Here is a 17,724-nt window from a genome sequence, read left to right on the forward strand (position 1 = left end):
CATGACCGGCGGCATCATCGTCGCGCCGACCATGGCCTACATGGACCGCGCCTTCGTCGACGCCCGCGAGCACGGCTGGTCGAAGGAGCCCATCGTCGAGATGCTGATCCCGTCCACCCTGGACGACAGCCTCGCGCCGGCCGGCCGGCACGTCGCCAGCCTGTTCTGCCAGCACGTCGCGCCGGAGCTGCCCGGCGGCCGCTCGTGGGACGACCATCGCGAGGAGGTCGCCGATCTGATGGTCGCCACGGTCGACAGGCACGCGCCGGGGTTCGCCAAGTCGGTGCTGGGCCGCCAGGTGCTCTCGCCGCTCGACCTCGAACGCACCTTCGGCCTCGTGGCCGGCGACATCATGCACGGCCGCCTCAGCCTGGATCAGTTGTTCTCCGCCCGCCCGGTGCTGGGCGCGGGCGACTACCGCAGCCCGATCCTCGGCCTCTACCAGTGCGGCTCGGGCACGCACCCGGGTGGCGGCGTCACCGGCGCACCCGGCCACAACGCCGCCGCGGAGATCCTCCGCGACGCGCGGCGGCGACGGTTCTGACTGTCCGGGGCGGCGCCGGTACGAAACGCTTGCCTACAATATTTATTGTATGTACAATAATTCATGGATGTCGAGTTCGACGCCGCCAAGGACCAGGCCAATATCGCTAAGCATGGCGTAAGCTTGGCCCTTGCGTCCGCGCTCGACTTCGGGACGGCCCTGATCTTCGAGGATGATCGTTTCGCCTACGACGAGGTTCGCTGGGTCGCGATCGGGTTCATCGAGGATCGGTTGTTCAGTCTCGTCTTCGTTGACGTGGATGACGACATCATCCGCGCCATCTCCCTTCGTACAGCCAGCCGCCGAGAGGCTTTGTTTTATGCCCGAGAAACACGATAGGCCGCCGCCGCCGGCGGACTTCGACGAGAACCCCGAATGGACGGAGGAGTTCTTCCGACGCGCACGCCCTGCGGCGGAGGTCATGGGGCCGGCGTTCATGGAGAAGGTCCGGCGCAAGCCCGGACGCCCGGCGGTAGAGGCGCCCAAGGCGCCGGTGACTCTGCGCCTCGACGCGGAGATCCTCCAGCGCCTGCGCGCCAGCGGCCGCGGCTGGCAGACCCGGCTGGCGTCCAAGGTCGCCGAACTGGTCCGCGCCGGAGACCTTTAGCCCCCGGGCTGCGGATGGCTCGGCGGTCATCGCGCGGCGGCCTCGATCCAGTTCGAGAACTCGACGGCCAGGTGCCAGCGGTGCTGGGCGATCATGTGCCCAGGCATCGCGGCGGGAAACTCGACCGTCAGCCGCGCGACGAAGCCGCCGCCGTCATCCCGGAACTGGTGGCGCACGCCGCCGATGGCCAGCCCGTCACCCAAGCGCGCGACACCGGCCACTTGATGCGGGAAGGCGGGATCGGGCGGCGTGCGCAGGCTCGAGACGTCGCTGTAGTCGACCGTGAACTCGGAGGGCAGGGGCGAGCCGCCGGTGGTTTCGACAACGACCTGACGTCCCCTCGCGTCGCGGGAAATGATGTAGTGGTCCGGACAGGCGGCGATCATCGCGGTCTCGTCGTCGAGATCGTTGCGCGCCTGGAACCATCGGGCGAACGCTTCGGCCGAGCCTTCGGCGACGTGGATTTCGCAGACGCTGAACCGGCGCGCCTTACCGGACGTGGCGACGCTGATCCGGGCCACCTGCTCGGACAACCATAACCCAGCGCCGATCCGTCGCCGCAGCGCGTCGTGCCCGAGCGAGAGCTTGTGCTCCACCAGCTCGCGCCGCTGATCGTCCCGGTTCGCCGAAGATGATGGAAGGCCCAGCCGGCGGCGGACGGCCGCCATGCGCCGGTCTTCCCAGGCGTGGACCGCCTCCCGCCCGTAACTGCGGCCGTCGATCAGGGTTTGCAGCATCGTCCCGCCGTCTAAAGCACGTAGCGCGCGCGCCAGTGCGCCGCCACGAAGGCGCGGAGGTCGCGGTAGGCGACGACCTCCATGTCGCGCAGGGCGGCGATCTTCTCGCTCAGGCCGCCGGCGTCGAAGCGCGCGCGGGCCTGCAGCACGGCGGCCGAGTACCAGGCGTAGCGGCCGGCGTCGTCGGTCAGCAGCAGGCTGTCGTTGATGAGCCGCAGGCCGAGCGCGAGCGCCGTCCCGCTGGTCGCCAGGCCCAGCAGGATCCGGATCGCCGGGTCGGACGCCGGCAGGCCCCAGGCCATCAGCCCGCCCGCGAACGCCGCGGCCACCACGGCGACGACCGGCAGGATGTCGCTGCCCACGCGGATCGCTTCGGAGCGGCGCCGCGGCGCGCGCAGCGAGTCGCCGAGCTTGCCCTCCGTGTAGGCGAGCTGGATGCCGAACCGGTTGCGCCGCAGGAGCTCGAGCAGCAGGGCGAGCTCTTCGGAGGTCGGCGGCGGGGCGGGCGAGGCGGTCCACTCCCGGACGATCCAGGCCTCGTCGTCGGTGGGCTCGCCGGCCAGCCGGCCGAGCTGCGCCGGCATCACCTCGGGCGCCGGCAGCGCCGCCAGTGCGCGGGCGCGCGCCACCTTCCACTCCGCCAGCGCCTGGTCGTCGGACATCGCGCGCGCCACGAGGTCGAGGTTGTTGATGAGGGTCTGGAAGTAGAGGCCGCGCGCCTGCTCGGTCCAGTAGCGGTGGCCGAGCCAGCGGGCGCGCGAGTCGGCGCCCAGCCAGTGGAACAGCGCCAGCCCCGCGCCGCCCAGGCAGAGCGCGAGCGCGAGGCCGCCCATCGCCTGCTGCGCGACGCCCGCCCCCAGCGGCGCGAACCCGGCCAGGATCAGCCCGCCCACCGCGGCGGCCACCGAGACCATGCCGAAGCGGCGGTCGGCGCGCCCGTGGCGGTTGGCCGGCGCCTCGTGCTTGCCGAAGAGGGCCCGCAGTTCCGGCCAGTCCAGCACGCGCAGCGCCGTCGGATGGCGCGCGCGCAGGGCGTCGCGGGCGGGCTTCGTGAAGAGGATGTCGTCGTTCGCCCAGCCCGCCTGCGGGTCCTCGAACGCGTCCGGGGCGTTCGGCTCGACGTCGACGTCGGCGGGGGCGGGGGCGGGCGTGCTCATGCGGGACTCCGCGGCCTCCGGTCAGGCCGCTTCGTCGCCACTATAGGCCGAACCGCGTGCGGCGCGACCTCAGAGCGCCTCTTCGACCTGGCCCAGCCGGTCCTTGCCGAAGAACATCTCGTCGCCGACGAAGAAGGTGGGGATCCCGAAGACGCCGCGCGCGACCGCCGCCTCGGTGTTGGCGACCAGCTCGGCCTTCACCTCGGGATCCTGCGTGGCCGCGACGATCGCCGCGCCGTCGAGGCCGGCGGCGTCCAGCGTCGCCTTCACCACCTCGGGATCGTCCATCTTCAGCCCGCGCTCCCACATGGCCGAGAGCACGGTCTCCAGGTAGCGGTCGCCGACGCCCATCCGCTTCGCCGCCACCAGGCCGCGCATGATCAGGAGCGTGTTGACCGGGAAGTGCGGGTTCATCCGGAAGGCCGAGAGCCCGTGCTTCTTCACGTAGCGCTGGGTCTCCAGGCTCTCGTAGGCGAGCTTGCCCTTCACCTCGCCGAACGCCTCCATGGGCGAGCGGTTGTTGGTGGCCTTGAAGATGCCGCCCAGCAGGCAGGGGATCACGTTCACCGCGGCGCCCTTCCGCGCGGCCATGCCGGGCAGGACCTTCCACGAGAGGTAGCCGTTCGGGCTCCCGAAATCGAAGATGAAGTCGACCGTCGAAGCCATCACCAGCTCTCCTTCCAGGGGCGGACGTCCAGTTCGTGGGTCCAGGCCGAGCGGCCCTGCCGGTGCAGGGCGACGTAGCTCTGGGCGATCTCCTCGGGCCGCAGGATCGCGCCCTGCGCCAGCAGGTCCTCGGCGTTCGGCCGCATGCCGCGGATGAAGACGCCGTCGATGCCGCCGTCGATCACGACGTGGCCGACGTGGATGCCCTCGGGCCCCAGCTCGCGCGCCATGCTCTGCGCCACCGCGCGCAGCCCGTGCTTGGCCGCCGCGAAGGCCGCGAAGCCGTCGCGCCCGCGCACGCTGGCCGTCGCGCCGGTGAAGAGGATGGTGCCGCGGCCGCGCGGGACCATGTGCCTGGCCGCCTCGCGCCCGGCCAGGAAGCCCGCGAAACAGGCCATCTCCCAGACCTTGGTGAAGACCCGCGCCGTCGTCTCGCGGATGCCGAACCGCACGTTCGCGCCGATGTTGAAGACCACCGCCTCCAGCGGCCCCACTTCGCGCTCGATGGTCTCGAAGAGGGCGACCATCTGGTCCTCCTCGCGGGCGTCGACGCCATAGGCATGAGCCACGCCCCCGGCGGCCCGGATCTCGCCGGCGATGCGCTCCAGCTCGTCGAGGTTGCGCGGCCGGCGCGTCATGCAGACCGCCAGGCCCTCGGCGGCGAACGCCTTGGCGATGGCCGCCCCCAGACCGTCGCCGACCCCTACGACCAGACACACGCCGGTGGTCATTCCGCCACTCCGTTCGAATTCCGAATGAACTTCGTCTTGAATCCGAACCCAGTCAATGGGAGAATCCGCTCATGCGCTGGACCGACCTCGCCGAACAGGACTGCTCCGTCGCCCGCACCGTCGCGGTGATCGGCGACCGCTGGACGCTGATGATCCTGCGCGACCTGTTCCTGGGCGTGCGCCGGTTCGAGGATTTCGAGCGCCGGCTCGGTATCTCGCGCAGCATCATCGCCGAGCGGCTGAAGACCCTCGTCGACGAGGGCGTGCTCCGCCGCGAAGCCTACCAGGACCGCCCCGTCCGCCACGAGTACCGCCTGACCGACAAGGGCCTGGCCCTGCACCCCGTCGTCATGGCCATCGTCCGCTGGGGCGACGTCCACTGCGCCGGCGAGGCGGGCCCGCCGCTCATCCACCGCCACAAGGCCTGCGGCTGCGACTTCCACGTCGTCCAGACCTGTTCCGAGTGCGGCGAAGCGGTCGCCGCCCGCGACGTCGAAGTCCGCCCCGCCCGCTGATCGACCGCGGAGCGGATTCCCTTTTTCGAACCGCGGAATACGCGGAACAACGCAGAAATCGCGCCGGCGCCTTCCGCGCCTTTCCGCGGTTTCTTGAATCGGACGGCGCCGCTTCGCGGCCTGCGCCTGTCACCCACGATCAAGCGTCTGAGTCGCCGCGTCATGGCTGCGTGACCCCCTTCGCCGCACAACACCGCCATGCGCAAGCTCACGCTTCTCTTCTTCGCCCTGGCCCTCGCCGCCGGCGCCGGCAGCGCCGCGCGGGCCGCCGACGCCTACAAGGTCCCGCGGACGAAGTTCGGCCAGCCCGACTTCCAGGGCGTGTGGACCAACACCTCGCTCACCTGGCTGGTGCGGCCGCCCATCTTCAAGGGCCTGATCGCCACGCCCCAGGAGGAGGCGACGATGCTGGCGGGCTTCCGGCAGATGGCCGGCGACCTGCTGGCCGACCGGGTCGACCCCGACCTGCCGGCGCCGCCGCCGGTGAAGTCCGCCCCCCAGGCCGACATCCTGGAAATGGACCTGAAGCTCGCCCGCATCGACGGCCAGCCCCGCTCGTCCTGGATCGTCGAGCCCGCCGACGGCAAGCCGCCGCTCACCGCGGCCGGCCAGGCGGCCACGGCGGCTGCCGAAAAGTCCAAGGGCTACGCCGATCCCGAAGCGCGCCCCAACGAGGAGCGCTGCCTCACCTCCATCGGCCTGATCGAGGGCCCGCCGATGATGAACGGCGGCTTCAACAGCCACTACCAGATCGTCCAGACCCGCGACCACGTCGCCATCTACGTCGAGATGAACCACGACGTGCGCATCATCCGCCTGACCGACCACAGGCGCCCGTCGCCGGCGATCGCGCCCTGGATGGGCGACTCCATCGGCTGGTGGGAGGGCGACACCCTGGTGGTCGAGACGACGAACCTGAACCCCAAGGGCGCCTACGTCGGCGGCCTGACCGGCGGCTTCGCCTACTCAGCCCAGGCCAAGGTGATCGAGCGCTTCACCCGCAAGGCGAAGGACATGTTCCTCTACGAGTTCACCGTCGTCGACCCGGTCACGTTCTCCAGGCCCTGGCGCGGCGAGATGCCGTTCCGCACCGCGCCCGGCCCGATCTACGAGTATGCCTGCCACGAAGGGAACTACTCGCTCCCCAACATCCTCCAGGGCGCCCGCGTCCAGGAAGCCGAAGCCGCCAGGGCCGCCGCCGCGAAACCCGCCGCGCCCTGACCACCGAACCCAAGCCGACTCGAGCCTCCGCGCCAGCGGAGGCTCCTTTTTTGGAACCGCGGAAGACGCGGAATCACGCGGAAACAGCGCCGGCGCCTTCCGCGCCCTTCCGCGTCTTCCGCGGTGCCCCGAATCGGAACGCGCCGCCTTCGCGGCCTAGGGTCTCCAGCCCAGCGGCCGCGGCTGCAACCGGCCGGGCTGGGTGACGATGCGCCAGGCGTTCTCCGCCCACTCGCAGATCCACCGGCGGGTGTCGCGCGGGTCGATCATCTCCTCCATCTGGAAGCGGTTCAGCGGCCCCACCGGCCCGCGCACGCTCTCGATCCGCGCCTCGATCTCGGCGCGCAGCGCCGCCGGGTCCGCCGCCTCGGCGAGCTGGCGCTTGTAGGCGGCCTCGATGCCGCCCTCGGGCGGGATGCCGCCGACGTCGGCCGCCGGCCACACCACCCGCGCCGAGGCCGCCGCCTTGGGCGTCGCATAGTTGTTGCCGGCCACGCCGAAGCTGCGCCGCACGATCACGGTGAAGATCGGCACGCTCACCTGGCTGAAGGCGATCATCCACTCCCCGCCCTTGCGGATCGTGGCCGCCATCTCGTGCTCCACGCCCACCGCGAAGCCCGGGTTGTCCACCAGGTTCACGATCGGCAGGTGGAAGAGGTCGCAGAGGTCCGACAGCCTCTTCAGCTTGTCGCAGCCGTCCGCCGTCAGCGCCCCGCCGTTCTCGTGGCGGCTGTCCGACGCCATGATCCCCACCGGGATGCCGTCGAACCGCGCCAGCCCCGTGATCTGGTCGGCGCCCCACAGCGGCCCGATCTCGAAGAAGCTGCCCTTGTCGGCCATCAGCCGGATGGCGCGGCGCATGTCGAAGGTCGTGGTCCGCTTGCGCGGCACGATCGTGAACAGCTCCTCCTCGCGCCGGTCGGTGGGGTCGTCGCAGTCGGTCCGCGGCGGCGCGTCCCAGACGCTGGGCGGCAGGTAGCTCAGGAACCGCCGGGTCTGCTCGACCGCCTCGGCCTCGGTCTCGGCCAGGTTGTCGACCGCGCCGTTGCGGCAGTGGATGCGCCAGTCGCCCAGCTCCTCCTTGGTGATCTCGTAGCCCATGGCGTGCGCCACCACCGGCGGCCCGGCCACGAACAACTGGGCGATGTCGCGCACCATCACCGAGAAGTGGCCCAGCACGGCCTTCGCCGCCCCGATGCCCACCACGCTGCCCAGCAGCACGTTGACCACCGGCACGGCCGATAGCTGCGTCGCGTACATCTCCGAGCCCAGGTGCCCCGGCAGGAACGAGCCGCCGCCGCCCGACACCCGCGGCCGCCCGGCCTGGATCGCGCCCGTGCTCTCCTTGGCCGCGCTCTCGCCGGCCTCCTGCTTGGGCACCATCGAGGCCACGCTGCCGCCGCCCGAAGAGCCGTCCAGCAGTCGCACCGAGGGGCAGCGGAACTCCAGGGAAAGTTCGTCGAGATAGCGGCTCTTCTGCCCGATCGCCCCGTCCGAGTGGCCGCCGCGCGAGGTGAAGTCGTCGGCGCAGACGATGGTACGCCGCCCGTCGACGGCGCCCCAGCCGCCGACGTGGTTCGCGGGCGTGAAGTCGGCGATGCCGCCGTCCGCGTCATAGCTGGCGAAGCCCGCCAGGCTGCCCACCTCGCGGAACGTCCCGCCGTCCAGCAGCAGGTCGATGCGCTCGCGGCAGGTCAGCTTCTGGCGGTTCCTCTGCCGGATCACGCCGGGGTCGCGGGTCTCGGGCCCGAAGCGGTCGTGGGCGATCTGCTGCAGCGCCGCCACCTGGCCCATCGCCGGCGCCCAGGTATCCTCGCCGTAGGCCCGCGCCACGGACCCGCCCGTGTCCGCGCCGGGCCGGATCGCCAGCAGGATCTGCCCGGGCGCCACGGTCGATCCGGCTTCCACCGCCGCCATCCGCGCCACCACGCCGGCGCAGGGCGCGGTGACCGTGGTCTCCATCTTCATCGCGCTGATGACCAGCAGCGGATCGCCCGCCGACACCGCCGCGTCGGGCGTCGTCATCACCGCCACCACCGATCCGCCCATCGGCGCCTCGACCGCCTCCTCGCCTTCGCCCACGGGCAGGGCAGGGGGCGCGGCGACCGGCTCGGCGCGCCGCGTCCCGGCCCCGGTCGCCTTGGCCATCAGGCCCACGGCGTTGGACGCCTTCAGCATCGTGCTGGGCGAGGCCAGCACCGGCTTTTCGCTCAGCAGCGTCGTGCGCGCATCGCCCGCCGCCACCGACGGCTCGGCCAGGATCGCCTGAAGTTGTCCGAGATTGGTCGGCAGCCCGGCGATATGGAACTCCGCCAGCGCCCGGCCGCACCGCTGCACCGCCGAGGCCAGGGTCCCGGCCGAACTCGACCGCGCGATCACCTTGGCGAACATCGGGTCGAACTGCGGCGGCGGCGTCAGGCCCGGATAGCCGCAGCTATCCACCCGCACGCCCGGCCCGGCGGGCTCCTTGTAGCCGTCCAGCGCGCCGGTCCCGACCGCGGTCACCCGCGCCTGCACCGCATAGCCCCGCGAAGGCGGCGTCTCGGCGAGGCCCAGCTCGCCCAGCGTCGCGCCCGCCGCGATCCGGAACTGGGTCTCCACCAGGTCGACGCCGGTCACCTCCTCGGTGACGGTGTGCTCCACCTGGATGCGCGGGTTGCACTCGATGAAGAAGTGCGCGCCGGTCTCGGGCTCCACCAGGAACTCCACGGTGCCGGCGTTCGCATAGGCGCCGGCCTTCGCCAGCTTCAGCGCGTCGTCCAGGATCCGCTGCCGCAGGCCCGGCTCCAGCCCCGCCGCCGGCGCGATCTCCACCACCTTCTGGTTCCGCAGTTGCACCGAACAGTCGCGCTCCCACAGGTGGACGAGGGCGCCCTTCGCGTCGGCCAGCACCTGCACCTCGATGTGCCGCGGCCGCACCACCAGCTTTTCCAGGAACACCGACCCGTCGCCGAACGCCGCCGCCGCCTCGCTCCGGCAGCGCGCGAACGCCTCGGCCAGCTCGCCCGGCTCGGCCACGCGGCGCATCCCGCGCCCGCCGCCGCCGGCCGCGGCCTTCAGCATCACCGGATAGCCGATGGCGCCGGCGGCCTCCGCCGCCTCGTCGGGCGACCCCAGCGCGCCCGCGCTCCCCGCCACCGTCGGCACGCCCAGCGACGCGGCCAGCCCGCGCGCCTTCACCTTGTCGCCGAACAGCTCCAGCGCCTCGGGCGGCGGCCCCACGAACGTCAGGCCCTCGGCCAGGCAGCGCCGCGCGAACGCCGCGTTCTCCGACAGGAAGCCATAGCCCGGGTGGACGGCGTCGCACCCCGACGCCTGCGCCGCCCCGATCAGCGCCTCGATGTCGAGATAGGGCGCCACCGCATCGCCGCCCGGCCCGCCGATCGCGCGCGTCTCGGTGGTGACCTTGGTGTGCAGCCCCCGCGCGTCGGCCGCCGAATGCACCGAGACCGTCTCGATCCCCAGCGCCTGCGCCGCCCGCGCGATCCGGACCGCGATCTCGCCCCGGTTGGCGATCAACACCCGCTTGAACAAGAGCCGCCTCCTCGGGCCGCTCTCGACGGCGGCCTCATGGCGCACTTTCGAACAGTTGTTGGACGCCGCCAACTTCCTTTCCCGCACGCGGGAAAGGAAGGCTATGGCGCCGCTTGCGTGAACAAAAAGAGAACAATACTCTGTCCCCCATGGCCGCTCTCACGCTCAAGCGCAAGCTCGCGATCCTCTCCGACGCCGCCAAGTACGACGCCTCCTGCGCGTCGTCCGGTTCCCGGCGGCGCGACTCGATGGGCGGCCGCGGCGTGGGGTCCACCGATGGCGGCATGGGCATCTGCCACGCCTACGCGCCGGACGGGCGCTGCATCAGCCTGCTGAAGATCCTGCTGACCAACTTCTGCGTCTACGACTGCGCCTACTGCGTGAACCGGGTCAGCTCGAACACGCCCCGCGCCCGCTTCAGCGTGGACGAGGTGATCGACCTCACGCTGGGCTTCTACAGGCGCAACTACATCGAGGGCCTCTTCCTCTCGTCGGGCATCGTCAGGAGCGCCGACTACACGATGGAGGAGATCGTCCGCGTCGCGCGGACCCTGCGCGAGGTCCACGACTTCCGCGGTTACATCCACCTGAAGGTGATCCCCGAGGCGTCGCCCAGGCTGGTCGAGGAGGCCGGCCTCTACGCCGACCGCCTGTCGATCAACATCGAGCTGCCCAGGGACGAGAGCCTGGCCGCGCTGGCGCCCGAAAAGGACGCGGTCGGCATCCGGAAGGCGATGGGGGCGGTGCGCCTTTCCGAAGCCGCCTCGAAGGAGAAGGGCCGCAAGGCGCGGCCGCCGACGTTCGCGCCCGCCGGCCAGTCCACCCAGATGATCGTGGGCGCCGACAATGCGGCCGACGGCGCGATCCTGAAGCGGGCCGAGGGGCTCTACGGCGCCTACGGGCTGCGCCGCGTCTACTATTCGGGCTTCTCGCCGATCCCCGACGCCACGTCGCGCCTGCCCCTGCGCCGCCCGCCGCTGATCCGCGAGCACCGGCTCTACCAGGCCGACTGGCTGATGCGCTTCTACGGCTTCGAGCGCGCCGAGATCGCCGGCGAGGACGAGGACCTCGATCTCGCCATCGACCCCAAGCTTAGCTGGGCGCTGAAGAACCGCGGCGACTTCCCGGTCGACGTGAACACGGCCGAGCGCGAGCGGCTGCTGCGCGTACCGGGCCTGGGCGTGAAGGCGGTCGACCGCATCCTCGGGGTGCGCCGCTTCAAGCGCCTGGAGATGGCCGACATCGGCCGCCTCTCGCGCAACCTCGGCAAGCTGAAGCCCTTCCTGGTCGCGGCGGACTGGTCGCCCGGCGCGCTCGCCGACCGCGCCGACCTGCGCGCCGGGCTCGGGGCCCGGGACCAGCAGCAGCAGCTCGACCTCTTCTGATGCCCGTCGTCCGCCTCGACCACGAGACCGACTTCGACGGCTGGCGCGCGGCCGCGCGGTCGCTCCGCCAGCAGGGCGTGGAACCCCAGCATGTCGTCTGGACCGTGGACGGCGCCACCGACCTCTTCAGCCCCGCTCCGCCCCGTGCGGACGAGGGGAGCGCGCCGTCCGGCGTGTCGGAGCCGGCGCCCCCGCCCGCATCCCTCTCGCCGCCAGGGGAGGGGGGCTTTCGGGTGCCGAAGCCGTTCGTCGATCTCGCCGGCCAGGTGATCCGGCACCGCTCGGACGAGCGGTTCGACCTGCTCTATCGCCTGCTCTGGCGGCTGCAGGAGACGCCCGAGCTGATGCACCTCCTGTCGGACGCCGACATCTCGCGCGCCGGTCACTTCGCCCGCGACGTCAGCCGTGCGGTCCACAAGATGAAGGCCTTCGTGCGCTTCCGCCTCGTGCAGGACGCCGACGGCGAGGCCTATGTCGCCTGGTTCGAGCCGGCGCACCGGGTCACCGAGGCCACCGCGCCCTTCTTCATGAAGCGCTTCGCCAACATGCGCTTCTCGATCCTGACTCCCGACGTCTGCGTCCACTGGGACCTGAACACGCTGGCCGCCACGCCGGGCGCCGACCCGGCCGATGCGCCGCGCGAGGACGCGCTGGAGGACTACTGGAAGACCTACTACGCCTCGACCTTCAATCCGGCCCGCCTGAAGGTCGCCGTGATGCGCAAGGAGATGCCGAAGCGCTACTGGCGGAACCTCCCGGAGGCGGCCCTCATTCCCGACCTCATCGCCCAGGCCGAGGCCCGAACGAGCGACATGGTCCGCGCCGCCCCCACCGAACCCAGCCGCCGCGTCGTGAAGGCCGCCGTCCGCAACAGCCGCGATGCGCCCTGGGACGGCCAGGCGCCCACCTCGCTGGAGGAGATCGCCGCCGGCGTCGACCACTGCCGCCGCTGCGACCTGTGGCGGGACGCCACCCGCGGCGTGCCGGGCGAGGGGCCGCGGCGCGCGAAGCTCATGTTCGTCGGCGAGCAGCCGGGCGACCGGGAGGACCTGGCGGGCCTGCCGTTCGTGGGGCCGGCCGGGCAGGTGTTCGACCGGGCGCTGGCGGCGGCCGGCGTCCCGCGCGCCGAGACCTGGGTCACCAACGCGGTGAAGCACTTCAAGCACGAGCTCGCCGGCAAGCGCCGCATCCACAAGACCCCGAACGCCGGCGAGGTCGCCGCCTGCCGCTGGTGGCTCGACGCCGAGCGCCGCATCGTCCGCCCGCGCGTGATCGTGGCCCTGGGCGCGACCGCCGGCCTCGCGGTCTTCGGCAAGCCGACGCCCGTCGCGACGTCGCGCGGCGAGGCGTTCCAGCTCCCCGACCAGGCCCGGGGCGTCGTCACCTGGCACCCCGCGTTCCTGCTCCGCCTCCCCGACGAGAAGGCCAGGACGCAGGCCTACGACGCGTTCGTGGAGGACCTGAAGTTCGCCTGGAGGCTGGTGGCGTAGCCCACCGCGAACGTCATCCCGCCAACAAGTCGCGGGATGACAGGGCAAGGGAGGAACTCGACGCGTCTCGCGGTGTTCGCCACTCATGAGCGACCTTCGGCCCACCCATCTCGACCAGCGCGACCCCGGCAAGCCCGGCGTGCGCAGCATCCGCGAGGAGGTCGACCGCGAGATCGACGCCTACCAGGGGCTGGAGAGCGTGGTCCTGCTGGCCCCCGAGGACCAGTGGGACGAGTTCATCCGCGTCACCGGCGCCGCCGACCGCGACGGCGAAACCCGCTACCGCGGGGTGACCGTCCGCCGTGGCGCCGTCACCGCCGTCGTGGCGCAGGAGGGTTTCTAGAGTATCGTGCCGGGGAGGCCGGGAAGGCGAACGCTAGGTCCGCCGCGTCGCGGCCCAGGACGCATAGCCCGCGCCGAGCGCCGCCAGCAGGACGCCGTAGCCCAGGAACGCAGCCTGGTACGACGACCCCTGGGCGATCAGCCCGAAGTTCAGCATCAGGAGGCTGGTTCCGCACTGGTTGGCGAAGCCTTTCACCGAGGCCACGGTGGCGCGGGTCTCGGGCCGGAGCGCATGCTGGAAGCGGGCGTCGACGTTGGTGTCCACGAGCCACAGGATTGCGCCGTAGACCAGCAGGAACCCGACGGACCAGACGCGGTAGGTGAGGGCCGCGGCGACCACGGCCAGGCCGGCCGCCGTCAGCATGACGTACAGCGCCTTCATCGGCAGCGCGCGCAGCCGGTGCGCCTGCGCCGCTGCGACGGCGCCGACCCCCGACAGGGCGGCGATGAAGAGGGCGATGGCCGGCTTCGGGAGGCCCACGTCGCGCGCGAAGAGCTGCCAGTAGTCGGCGAGCGACGAGGCGACGGCCTGCATGCCGGCGATGAAGATGAGGAGGCCGGGCACGCCGGGCAGGCGCGCCGCCTCCGCCGCGCCGCGGCGCAGGTGGGCGAAGTAGCCGCCGCGGTGCGTCGCCGTCAGGCGCGGCGCCTTGGGCAGGGCGAGCGCGGCGCCCGCGGCGGCCACGCCGACCGCGATGCTGGCGCCGATCAGGACGTCATAGCCCAGCGGCGCGGCGGCGCCGGCGCCCAGCGCGCCCGCCAGGACGCCGGCGAACCGCGCGGCCTGGGTGCGGCCGAACACCCGCACGTACTCGACCTCGCGGCCGTGGGCCTTCAACTCGTCGAAGACCGCCGCCTCGAACGCGCCTGAGAGCGTTGCGCTCTTCATGCCCCACAGCATCAGGCCGACGAGGAAGCCCCAGAAGCCCGGGAAGGCCAGCCAGACGCCGAAGCCGACGCATCGCATCAGTTGCGCCACCGACATCAGCCATCGTCGCGAGAAGCGGTCGGCGAGCACGCCGCAGGGCACCTCCAGCACGACGCACATGCCCGACCACGCCGCCAGGACCACGCCGATCTGCGCCGGCGTCAGGCCGCGTTCGGCGAACATCACCGTGTAGAAGGGGCCGATGAGGACGAAGGCGTCGAGAAACCGCAGCGCGCCGGCGCTGAGGAGGAGGCGCCGCACCTAGGCGCAGAAGCCGGCTTCGGCGAAATCCAGCATGCGCTTCAGCAGGCCCTCGACGTCGCCCTCGCGGGTGAGGCCGCCCGAGAGGTGGTGCAGCCGGTCGAACTCGGCGAAGCGGTTGTTGTGGACCATGCCCAGCACGAAATGCAGGCGCCAGTAGACCTCTTCCTTCGGCAGCTCGGGCCGCGCCGCCATCAGGGCCGTGGCGAACCGCTCCAGGTGGGAGACGTCGGTCTTCAGCACCTCGCGCATCTCCGCCGTGCCCTCGGAGCGGGCGCGGATGATGAACTGCATCGAGATGCGGCGGTCGTTGTCGGGCGAGGCCCAGCGCATCGGCGGGGCGAAGTAGCACTCCAGGATGTCGCGCACCCGCGGCCGGCCGCCCTGCCGCGCCGTCGCCTCGTGCAGCATCCGCGCGCGCTCGCGGTTCAGCTCGCTGGTCCGCCGCCGGAAGATCTCGAACAGCAGGGCGTCCTTGGCGCCGAAGTGGTAGTTCACGCTGGCCAGGTTGACGCCGGCCTCGGCGGTGATGTCGCGCACCGACACGTTCTGGAAGCCGTGCAGGGCGAACAGCCGCTCGGCCGCGCTGAACACCGCGGCCTTGGTCGCGGCCTGGGCCTCCTCGGTGTCGGGCGGATCGTGGGTGAGGGGATCGGTCATGCGAATCCCTTGAAGCGTTACCGTAACCTAGGCCGAAGACGGCGACCGCGCGACAGGATCAGCGCGAAAGCTCCTTCATCGCCTTCTCCAGGCCGTCGATGGTGAGCGGGAACATGCGATCGCCCACCAGTTGCTTCATCAGGCCGATCGAGGGCGTGTAGTCCCAGTGGCGCTCGGCCGTCGGGTTCAGCCACACGACCGAGTCGTAGATCTGGCTCACGCGGTCCATCCAGATCGCGCCCGCCTCCTCGTTCCAGTGCTCCACCGAGCCGCCCGGATAGGTGATCTCGTAGGGGCTCATCGTGGCGTCGCCCACGAAGATGATCTTGTAGTCGTGCGGGAACTTGTGAAGGATGTCGTAGGTGTTCAGCTTCTCGGCGTGACGACGCCGGTTGTCCTTCCACACGCTCTCATAGAGGCAGTTGTGGAAGTAGTAGAACTCCATGTTCTTGAATTCTGTGCGCGCCGCGCTGAACAGCTCCTCGCAGATCTTGATGTGGCTGTCCATCGAGCCGCCGATGTCCAGGAACAGCAGCACGCTGATCTTGTTGCGGCGCTCGGGGCGCATGTTGATGTCGAGGTAGCCCTTCTCGGCCGTGCCCTTGATCGTCTTGTCCATGTCCAGCTCCTCCACGGAGCCGTCGCGGACCCATTTGCGCAGGCGGCGCAGGGCGACCTTGATGTTGCGCGTGCCGAGCTCGACCTGGTCGTCGAGGTTCTTGTACTCGCGCTTGTCCCAGACCTTGATGGCGCGGCCGTGCCGGCCCTTCTCCTGGCCGACGCGGATGCCTTCCGGGTGATAGCCGTTCGCGCCGAACGGGTTCGAGCCGTCGGGGCGACCGCCCCGCTGGCCGTTCTCGCCGTCCTTGCCCTCGTTCCCCTCCTTCGCCCGCTTGGCCAGCTCCTCCATCAGCTTGTCGAAGCCGCCCATGGCCTCGATCATCGCCTTCTCCTCGTCGGTGAGGAACTTGTCGGCGAGCTTCTTCAGCCACTCGGCCGGGATGTCGATGGCTTCGCCGTCGACCTTCTCCAGCCCCTTGAAGACGTGGCCGAAGACCTTGTCGAACTTGTCGAGGTTCTTCTCGTCCTTCACCAGGGCCGAGCGCGACAGATAGTAGAAGTCGTCGACCGTGCGGTCGATGACCTGCTTGTCCATCGCCTCCATGAGGACGAGGTATTCCTTGAGGGTCACCGGCACCTTGGCTTCGCGGAGCTCGGTGAAGAAGCGCATGAACATCGGGGAGGGCCCCTTGGCGTCGAACGATCGTTTGAACGCGGAGGATGGGGCGTCGGGTCGGCGATGTCCAGTGCGGGCAGGCCCGCGCGCCTGCCCGGCCTAGCCGCGCTCGCTGTCCAGCGTGGCCATCTGCATCGCGGGGTAGCGGTCGCCGGCCGCCGCGCCCTTGGGCGCCGCCGCCTCCAGCGCCGCCAGTTGCGCCGGCGTGAGCGCCGCCCCGACGCCCCCCAGCGCCTCGGCCAGCCGCTCGCGCCGCCGCGCGCCGACCAGGGGGACGATGTCGGGGCCCTGCGCCGCCACCCAGGCGATCGCCGCCTGCGCCGGCGTCAGGCCCGCCTCGGCCGCCGCGGCCCGCAGCGCCGCCACCAGCGCCAGGTTCTTCCGCAGGTTCTCGCCCTGGAAGCGCGGGCTGTGGCCGCGGAAGTCGCCGGCGGCGTCCAGCTTCGGCGCCGCCCCGCCGATCAGCCCGCGCGAGAGCACGCCGTAGGCGGTGATCCCGATGCCCAGCTCGCGCGTCGTCTGCAGCACGCCGTCCTCGATGCCCCGCGACAGCAGGCTGTACTCGATCTGCAGGTCGGCGATGGGATGGACCGCCGCGGCCCGCCGGATCGTCTCCGAGCCCACTTCCGACAGGCCGACGTGGCGCACCCAGCCCGCCTTGATGCAGTCGGCGATGGCGCCCACCGTCTCCTCGATCGGCACGGCGGGGTCCAGCCGCGCGGGGCGGTAGATGTCGATGTGGTCCACCCCCAGCCGCTGGAGCGTGTAGGCCAGCGCCGTCTTCACCGCCGCCGGCCGCCCGTCGAAGCCCAGGAACGAGCGGTCGGGCGCCCGCTGGCCGCCGAACTTCACGCTCAGCGTCAGCCGCTCGCGCGGCAGCGTGCGGAGCGCCTCGCCGATCAGCATCTCGTTGTGGCCCATGCCGTAGAAGTCGCCGGTGTCGATCAGGGTGATCCCGGCCTCCACGGCCGCGGCGATGGTGGCCAGGCTCTCGGCCCGGTCGGCCTCGCCGTAGAAGTCGCTCATCCCCATGCAGCCCAGGCCCAGGGCCGAGACCTCGGGGCCGGTCGTTCCGAGTTTGCGCGTCTGCATCGTCGCCTCCGTTCCCTGCGATGGCGCTGGGATAGCGCTGGCCGGCCATCCGGATAATCGGCATTGTCCTGAACGGACTGTGCGGGATATCGAACAATGGAACGTCTGGACCTCCCGGCCCTCGACAGCTTCGCCGCCGTCGCCCGCCACCGCAACTTCCGCCGCGCCGCGGTCGAGCGCGGCGTCTCGGCCTCGACGCTCAGCCAGGCCGTCCGCGACCTGGAGGCCCGCATGGGCGTGCGGCTCCTGAACCGCACCACCCGCTCGGTCGCGCCCACGGCGGCCGGCGCGGCGCTGCTCGACCGCCTCGGCCCCGCCCTCGCCGAGATCGGCGAGGCGGTCGCGGAGGCCCGCTCGGCGCAGTCCGAACCCGCCGGCCCGCTCAGGATCAACGCGCCCGAGCCGGCGGTGGAACTGGTGCTGTCGCCGCTCGTCGCGGGCTTCCTCGCCGCCCATCCCGCCGTGCGGCTGGAGATCGTCAGCGAGACGGGCCTCATCGACATCGTCGCCGAGGGCTACGACGCCGGCGTCCGCTGGGGCGAGAGCCTGGCGCAGGACATGGTGGCCGTCTCGCTCGGCCCGCCGCAGCGCTACGTCGTGGCCGGCTCGCCCGACCT

Annotated in this window: 18 protein-coding genes; 9 read left to right on the top strand and 9 right to left on the bottom strand. The window is 71.5% G+C overall.

Annotated features, from left to right (window positions below):
- The 3 genes from JNL41_RS11495 to JNL41_RS11505 all read left to right on the top strand — a co-directional run.
- A partial coding sequence (locus JNL41_RS11495) for an NAD(P)/FAD-dependent oxidoreductase (RefSeq protein WP_293475039.1) occupies positions 1-544 on the top strand: 544 nt, incomplete at its 5' end.
- Between the two features lie 63 nt (positions 545-607).
- A complete protein-coding gene (locus tag JNL41_RS11500; protein WP_293475040.1) occupies positions 608-883 on the top strand; it encodes a BrnT family toxin in 276 nt (91 codons plus the stop codon).
- On the top strand, positions 864-1,151 hold the full coding sequence (locus tag JNL41_RS11505) for a BrnA antitoxin family protein (RefSeq protein WP_293475042.1): 288 nt from the start codon (positions 864-866) through the stop codon (positions 1,149-1,151). Before JNL41_RS11500 ends, JNL41_RS11505 begins: the two co-directional genes overlap by 20 nt.
- Positions 1,152-1,177: 26 nt before the next feature.
- Here the strand turns inward: JNL41_RS11505 and JNL41_RS11510 are convergent, their stop codons facing one another.
- From JNL41_RS11510 to JNL41_RS11525, 4 genes are all read right to left on the bottom strand, one after another.
- Positions 1,178-1,888, bottom strand: coding sequence for a hypothetical protein (locus JNL41_RS11510; protein ID WP_293475044.1), 711 nt, complete (start codon positions 1,886-1,888; stop codon positions 1,178-1,180).
- An 11-nt stretch (positions 1,889-1,899) separates the two neighbouring features.
- Positions 1,900-3,045, bottom strand: coding sequence for a hypothetical protein (locus JNL41_RS11515; RefSeq protein WP_293475046.1), 1,146 nt, complete (start codon positions 3,043-3,045; stop codon positions 1,900-1,902).
- A 69-nt stretch (positions 3,046-3,114) separates the two neighbouring features.
- Entirely contained in the window at positions 3,115-3,711 is a 597-nt protein-coding gene (locus JNL41_RS11520; RefSeq protein ID WP_293475048.1) for a 2-hydroxychromene-2-carboxylate isomerase, read from the bottom strand.
- Complete coding sequence (locus JNL41_RS11525) at positions 3,711-4,442, bottom strand: SDR family NAD(P)-dependent oxidoreductase (RefSeq protein ID WP_293475050.1); 732 nt, start codon at positions 4,440-4,442, stop codon at positions 3,711-3,713. The genes JNL41_RS11520 and JNL41_RS11525 overlap by 1 nt, the downstream gene beginning before the upstream one ends.
- A 71-nt stretch (positions 4,443-4,513) precedes the next feature.
- On the opposite strand from JNL41_RS11525, the gene JNL41_RS11530 reads away from it, so the two are divergent.
- Both JNL41_RS11530 and JNL41_RS11535 read left to right on the top strand, forming a co-directional pair.
- Positions 4,514-4,957: a helix-turn-helix domain-containing protein gene (locus JNL41_RS11530; protein WP_293475052.1), complete on the top strand. Its 444-nt coding sequence runs from the start codon at positions 4,514-4,516 to the stop codon at positions 4,955-4,957.
- A 198-nt stretch (positions 4,958-5,155) separates the two neighbouring features.
- Positions 5,156-6,178, top strand: coding sequence for a hypothetical protein (locus JNL41_RS11535; RefSeq protein ID WP_293475054.1), 1,023 nt, complete (start codon positions 5,156-5,158; stop codon positions 6,176-6,178).
- Between the two features lie 156 nt (positions 6,179-6,334).
- Here JNL41_RS11535 and JNL41_RS11540 read toward each other — a convergent pair whose 3' ends face one another.
- Entirely contained in the window at positions 6,335-9,712 is a 3,378-nt protein-coding gene (locus JNL41_RS11540; RefSeq protein ID WP_293475056.1) for a carboxyl transferase domain-containing protein, read from the bottom strand.
- Positions 9,713-9,861: 149 nt separating this feature from the next.
- Here JNL41_RS11540 and JNL41_RS11545 point away from each other — a divergent pair, with 149 nt between their 5' ends.
- The 3 genes from JNL41_RS11545 (at position 9,862) to JNL41_RS11555 (ending at position 12,930) form a co-directional block, all read left to right on the top strand.
- Positions 9,862-11,097, top strand: coding sequence for a putative DNA modification/repair radical SAM protein (locus tag JNL41_RS11545; RefSeq protein WP_293475058.1), 1,236 nt, complete (start codon positions 9,862-9,864; stop codon positions 11,095-11,097).
- Positions 11,097-12,587 (top strand): UdgX family uracil-DNA binding protein, encoded by a 1,491-nt coding sequence (locus JNL41_RS11550; RefSeq protein ID WP_293475060.1) that lies wholly within the window; start codon positions 11,097-11,099, stop codon positions 12,585-12,587. Before JNL41_RS11545 ends, JNL41_RS11550 begins: the two co-directional genes overlap by 1 nt.
- An 85-nt stretch (positions 12,588-12,672) precedes the next feature.
- Positions 12,673-12,930 carry a hypothetical protein gene (locus JNL41_RS11555; protein WP_293475062.1) on the top strand — a complete coding sequence of 86 codons (258 nt, stop codon included), beginning with the start codon at positions 12,673-12,675 and terminating at the stop codon, positions 12,928-12,930.
- Positions 12,931-12,963: 33 nt separating this feature from the next.
- Here the strand turns inward: JNL41_RS11555 and JNL41_RS11560 are convergent, their stop codons facing one another.
- From JNL41_RS11560 to JNL41_RS11575, 4 genes are all read right to left on the bottom strand, one after another.
- Positions 12,964-14,118 carry an MFS transporter gene (locus JNL41_RS11560; protein WP_293475064.1) on the bottom strand — a complete coding sequence of 385 codons (1,155 nt, stop codon included), beginning with the start codon at positions 14,116-14,118 and terminating at the stop codon, positions 12,964-12,966.
- A complete protein-coding gene (locus JNL41_RS11565; RefSeq protein WP_293475066.1) occupies positions 14,119-14,778 on the bottom strand; it encodes a TetR/AcrR family transcriptional regulator in 660 nt (219 codons plus the stop codon). It abuts the gene before it with no gap.
- A gap of 58 nt (positions 14,779-14,836) precedes the next feature.
- On the bottom strand, positions 14,837-16,015 hold the full coding sequence (locus JNL41_RS11570) for a VWA domain-containing protein (RefSeq protein WP_293475067.1): 1,179 nt from the start codon (positions 16,013-16,015) through the stop codon (positions 14,837-14,839).
- 99 nt (positions 16,016-16,114) lie between these two features.
- Positions 16,115-17,107 carry an aldo/keto reductase gene (locus tag JNL41_RS11575; protein WP_293475069.1) on the bottom strand — a complete coding sequence of 331 codons (993 nt, stop codon included), beginning with the start codon at positions 17,105-17,107 and terminating at the stop codon, positions 16,115-16,117.
- A 96-nt stretch (positions 17,108-17,203) separates the two neighbouring features.
- Between JNL41_RS11575 and JNL41_RS11580 the strand changes: the two genes are divergently transcribed.
- On the top strand, positions 17,204-17,724 hold a 521-nt coding region (locus JNL41_RS11580), incomplete at its 3' end, for a LysR family transcriptional regulator (RefSeq protein ID WP_293475070.1).

The organism is Phenylobacterium sp. (assembly GCF_016793285.1).
Taxonomy (GTDB): Bacteria; Pseudomonadota; Alphaproteobacteria; order Caulobacterales; family Caulobacteraceae; genus Phenylobacterium.

Coding starts and splice junctions, on each gene's coding strand:
- JNL41_RS11520 (WP_293475048.1), bottom strand. CDS start 3,711: ATGGCTTCGACGGTCGACTTCATCTTCGATTTCGGGAGCCCGAACGGC.
- JNL41_RS11535 (WP_293475054.1), top strand. CDS start 5,156: ATGCGCAAGCTCACGCTTCTCTTCTTCGCCCTGGCCCTCGCCGCCGGC.
- JNL41_RS11555 (WP_293475062.1), top strand. CDS start 12,673: ATGAGCGACCTTCGGCCCACCCATCTCGACCAGCGCGACCCCGGCAAG.
- JNL41_RS11525 (WP_293475050.1), bottom strand. CDS start 4,442: ATGACCACCGGCGTGTGTCTGGTCGTAGGGGTCGGCGACGGTCTGGGG.
- JNL41_RS11575 (WP_293475069.1), bottom strand. CDS start 17,107: ATGCAGACGCGCAAACTCGGAACGACCGGCCCCGAGGTCTCGGCCCTG.
- JNL41_RS11565 (WP_293475066.1), bottom strand. CDS start 14,778: ATGACCGATCCCCTCACCCACGATCCGCCCGACACCGAGGAGGCCCAG.
- JNL41_RS11530 (WP_293475052.1), top strand. CDS start 4,514: ATGCGCTGGACCGACCTCGCCGAACAGGACTGCTCCGTCGCCCGCACC.
- JNL41_RS11515 (WP_293475046.1), bottom strand. CDS start 3,045: ATGAGCACGCCCGCCCCCGCCCCCGCCGACGTCGACGTCGAGCCGAAC.
- JNL41_RS11505 (WP_293475042.1), top strand. CDS start 864: ATGCCCGAGAAACACGATAGGCCGCCGCCGCCGGCGGACTTCGACGAG.
- JNL41_RS11550 (WP_293475060.1), top strand. CDS start 11,097: ATGCCCGTCGTCCGCCTCGACCACGAGACCGACTTCGACGGCTGGCGC.
- JNL41_RS11510 (WP_293475044.1), bottom strand. CDS start 1,888: ATGCTGCAAACCCTGATCGACGGCCGCAGTTACGGGCGGGAGGCGGTC.
- JNL41_RS11545 (WP_293475058.1), top strand. CDS start 9,862: ATGGCCGCTCTCACGCTCAAGCGCAAGCTCGCGATCCTCTCCGACGCC.
- JNL41_RS11570 (WP_293475067.1), bottom strand. CDS start 16,015: ATGTTCATGCGCTTCTTCACCGAGCTCCGCGAAGCCAAGGTGCCGGTG.
- JNL41_RS11500 (WP_293475040.1), top strand. CDS start 608: ATGGATGTCGAGTTCGACGCCGCCAAGGACCAGGCCAATATCGCTAAG.